The 4,137-nt window shown below is 50.3% G+C and carries 3 protein-coding genes; all 3 read left to right on the top strand.

Going from position 1 to position 4,137, the window contains the following annotated elements; translation table 11 throughout:
* A partial coding sequence (locus tag AC1DWB_RS31710) for an NHLP bacteriocin system secretion protein (RefSeq protein WP_477545085.1) occupies nucleotides 1–466 on the top strand: 466 nt, incomplete at its 5' end.
* Nucleotides 467–484: 18 nt separating this feature from the next.
* On the top strand, nucleotides 485–2,659 hold the full coding sequence (locus tag AC1DWB_RS31715) for an NHLP family bacteriocin export ABC transporter peptidase/permease/ATPase subunit (RefSeq protein ID WP_477545086.1): 2,175 nt from the start codon (nucleotides 485–487) through the stop codon (nucleotides 2,657–2,659).
* A 4-nt stretch (nucleotides 2,660–2,663) separates the two neighbouring features.
* Nucleotides 2,664–4,137, top strand: a 1,474-nt coding sequence (locus AC1DWB_RS31720) for a hypothetical protein (protein WP_477545087.1), incomplete at its 3' end; no start/stop codon positions are given.

Here is a 4,137-nt window from a genome sequence, read left to right on the forward strand (position 1 = left end):
GGTTAAGGTTAAGAAAGGGAGCAGCGTCAATACAGGGGTCGCTATTGCTACTGTTGAAGCGGGCGGCGAGAACGTGAAGAACCTGGAAGCTGTTCTGTATGTTCCCGCAGGTGAAGGCAAGCAGATCGTACCTGGGATGAAAGTGGCCATTTCTCCAAGTTCTGTTAAGAAAGAGGAGTATGGTTTTATGATCGGTCGGGTAATCTCGGTATCGGAATTGCCGACGACTCGGCAAGGCATGATGGTTACGATTGGGAACGAAGCGTTGGTAGAGCAGTTAGCAGTAGGCGGCGCCGCGCTTGAAGCACGGATCGATCTAGTGCCGGACAGCCAGACGGAAAGCGGATATGAATGGTCTACCGGGGACGGCTATCCAGCCAAAATCAATAGTGGAACGTTGGTCGTAGGCGCGATTACTGTCAGCCAATACCGGCCTATTACTTCCCTATTCCCCCAGATCAAATGATGCGGAGTTGATTGCGTTATGAATCCCGTTAAACGAGTGAAGACGCCAACCGTGTTGCAGATGGAGGCGGTTGAGTGCGGTGCTGCCGCCTTGGCGATCGTGCTCGCCTACTATGGAAGTTTTGTTCCGCTGGAAGAGTTGCGTCTGGAATGCGGCGTTTCAAGAGATGGAAGCAAAGCGAGCAACATTCTGAAAGCAGCTCGTAAATATGGCATGATCTCGAAGGGCTACAAGAAAGAACCGGAATCCTTGAAACAATTGAAGGGCCCGATGATCATTCACTGGAACTTCAATCACTTTCTAGTGCTGGAAGGATTCAAGAATGACAAGGTGTATTTGAATGACCCGGCCGCAGGCCCGCGCGTCGTTACATACGAAGAATTCGATCAATCTTATACGGGTGTTGTCATTACATGCGAACCATCCCCAGAGTATAAGAAGAAGGGCATGAAGCCGAGCTTGATCGGCTCATTGCGACGCAGGTTACGCGGTTCTAGTACGGCATTGCTGTACGTCATCTTGGCAGGCTTGTTCCTGGTCGTTCCTGGTCTCGTAGTTCCTGTCTTTTCCAAAATATTTATCGACAATATTTTATTAGGACAGATGAATCACTGGTTAATCCCGCTATTGATCGGAATGGGAATGACGGCCGTCATGCGCGGATGTCTCACGTGGCTGCAAACGTATTATTTGCTTAAACTGGAGACGAAATTTTCGTTAAGTACCTCAAGCCGATTTTTCTGGCACGTGCTGCGGCTGCCGATTGACTTCTTCTCGCAAAGATATGCCGGGGAAATTGGCTCGAGAGTGATGATTAATGATCGAGTGGCACAGCTGTTGTCCGGAGAACTGGCAGTCGCGGTGCTGAATTCGATCATGATCGTGTTCTACTTCATCCTGATGGTCCAATATAGCAGCTTGCTTGCCATATTGGCAGTGGTCGTCGCTCTGCTTAATTTCGTTCTTCTCCGCTTCATCTCCCGTCAACGAAAAGACCAGAATCAAGCGTTGATCCAAGAGGGTGGGAAGCTTGCTGGCGTATCTATGAACGGTCTGCAAATCATTGAGACGTTAAAATCGAGCGGTTCGGAGTCCGACTTCTTCGCCAAGTGGTCCGGTTATCAGAGCAAGCTGATGAATTCGACGCAACGAATGGGAGTTTCAACCGGAATTCTTTCTGCTGCACCCACGTTTTTGTCCAGCCTCAGTGCCGTAATAATATTAGCCGTAGGGGGTCTTCAGGTTATGGATGGCGCTCTGACAATCGGGATGTTGGTTGCGTTCCAGAGCTTGATGGCGAGCTTCATCCAGCCTGTCAATCAATTGGTACGGTTAGGCGGCTCCTTACAGGAGGCTGAAGGTAGCTTGAATCGACTTGATGATGTGTTGAACTATCGGGTTGACGACCAGGCTGCCGATGAATTACAGCCAACTGAGTCAGATTCGCTCGCCGCAGACGAGAAACCAGCGCAATTATCTGGGTTTATTGAGTTAAATAACATCACCTTCGGCTACAGCAAGCTGGAAGAACCGCTCATTCATAATTTCAACTTGACACTGAAACCGGGTTCGCGGATAGCGCTTGTTGGAGGTTCTGGCAGCGGGAAATCAACAGTGGCCAAGCTGGTGGCAGRCATTCACGAACCTTGGTCCGGGGAAATATTGTTCGACCATACTCCACGCAAACAGATTCCTCGTACCGTTCTTGGCGCTTCTGTTGCTGTTGTCGATCAGGACATCAGCATGTTCGAAGGGACGATTCGGGAAAATTTGACGCTGTGGGATTCCACGATCCAGGAATTGGACATCGTAAGAGCCGCGAAGGACGCTTCGATTCACGATGATATATCGGCGAGAACCGGTGGGTACGATCATCAGATTGAAGAAAGCGGCGGTAACTTCAGCGGAGGCCAACGTCAACGTCTAGAGATCGCCCGGGCCTTATGCGGGAATCCGTCCATTCTCGTGCTGGATGAAGCCACAAGTGCGCTGGACCCCAGAACTGAGAAGCTCGTAGATGAAAGCTTCAGACGCAGAGGCTGCACGTGCATCATTATCGCTCACCGGTTAAGCACGATTCGGGATGCAGACGAGATTATCGTCATGCAGCGCGGTAAAGTCGTTGAACGCGGCACACATACTAGCTTGCTGGCCATGAACGGCGCGTACGCCAAGTTAATTCAGGAACATTAAGGGGATGACGGATTTGAAGCAAACGGAGGAAATTGCATTGGAGCCGTTGTTTCAGCAATTCGCAGTCGTAGTGGAGATGGGAGGGAATCTCCCCCTACTCGTTACGGATGAGCAGCACGTATGGTACGTGTTATCCGGTCGTGTCGATGCGTTCTCTGTTTCCTTGTCACAAGGAGAAGTTCGACAGAAGCGAAGGTACTTATTCAGCGCAGGTGCTGGACAAGTGCTGTTCGGATTTCATGATACATATGGGGACCAGGAGCGTAACACAGACGGTTTGTTAATTACCGGCAGCTCAGATACGAAGCTGCTGCGCATGAGCACTTCTGAACTCCAGCATGCAGCCAAGGATGAACGGTACCACGAAGCAATCGCACAAGCGATCGAAGAATGGGTTCATTTGTGGTCAACTGCACTTAGAACATACAACCCGCCCTCCACATTTGTAAGTATGGATGTAGCTAGCGGGATTGAAGCACCTATCGGTACGGTATTCCGAGCACCCAAGACGTTATGGATGCAGATCGAGCGAGGCAGCTTGCACTGGATGGGCGAACCACAGTTCGCGGCGAAGCAACACAGTTACTTTCCACTTGGCTTGTTGTCAGCGACCAGCACATCCGCTTGGTTGGACCAAGATGAACAATGGATGTCCCTGGAGCAATTTCATAAAGTCGTTCACGGATGCTTACTTCATATTCGTCAGTTGGAGATCGAGACCGAAGCGAATCGATTGGAGAAGAAGACCGAGAACGATCACAAGATTATGGATCATGCCCTGAATCAGTTAGTAGCAGTAACCGGTGGTCGCAAATCTCCTTCTATTCCATATGCGGCTTCTGCGGATGTGTTATATATGGCTTGCCGAATAGTAGGCGATTCGCTTGGAGTTGAGATGAAGCCGGCGCCACCTGGGAGTGGCATACGTGAATCAAGCAATCCAGTGAATGATATAGCCCGATCCTCTAATGTGCGTTCCCGTCAAGTCATATTGAAGGACCAATGGTGGAAGGAGGACAGCGGTCCATTACTTGCATTCTGGGCGGAGGATGGCCGTCCGGTTGCACTAATCCCCAAGAAAGCCACACAATATCAATTGATCGATCCTAGTAACGGAGCGGAACGGATCATGAACGAGGAGCTGGCGCAGCAGTTATCTCCGGTTGCCCATATGTTCTATCGATCTTTTCCAGCAAGACCGCTTAACGTTAAGGACATTCTACGATTCGGAGCACATCGCAGCTTGACTAGGGATGTCGTCACCTTGATTCTCATGGGTGCGGTATCTGGGGTGCTGGGTATGCTCGTTCCGATCGCGAATGGTATTCTGTTCGATACGATTATCCCGGAATCGAATCACGGCCTGCTCCTGCAGATGACAATGATCTTAATATCTGTCACCATCTCCATGCTGTTGTTCGGACTTACCCAATCGATGGCGATGTTAAGGCTGGAGGGGAAGATGGATAGCTCGATTC

The organism is Paenibacillus sp. P4_E11 (assembly GCF_056401635.1).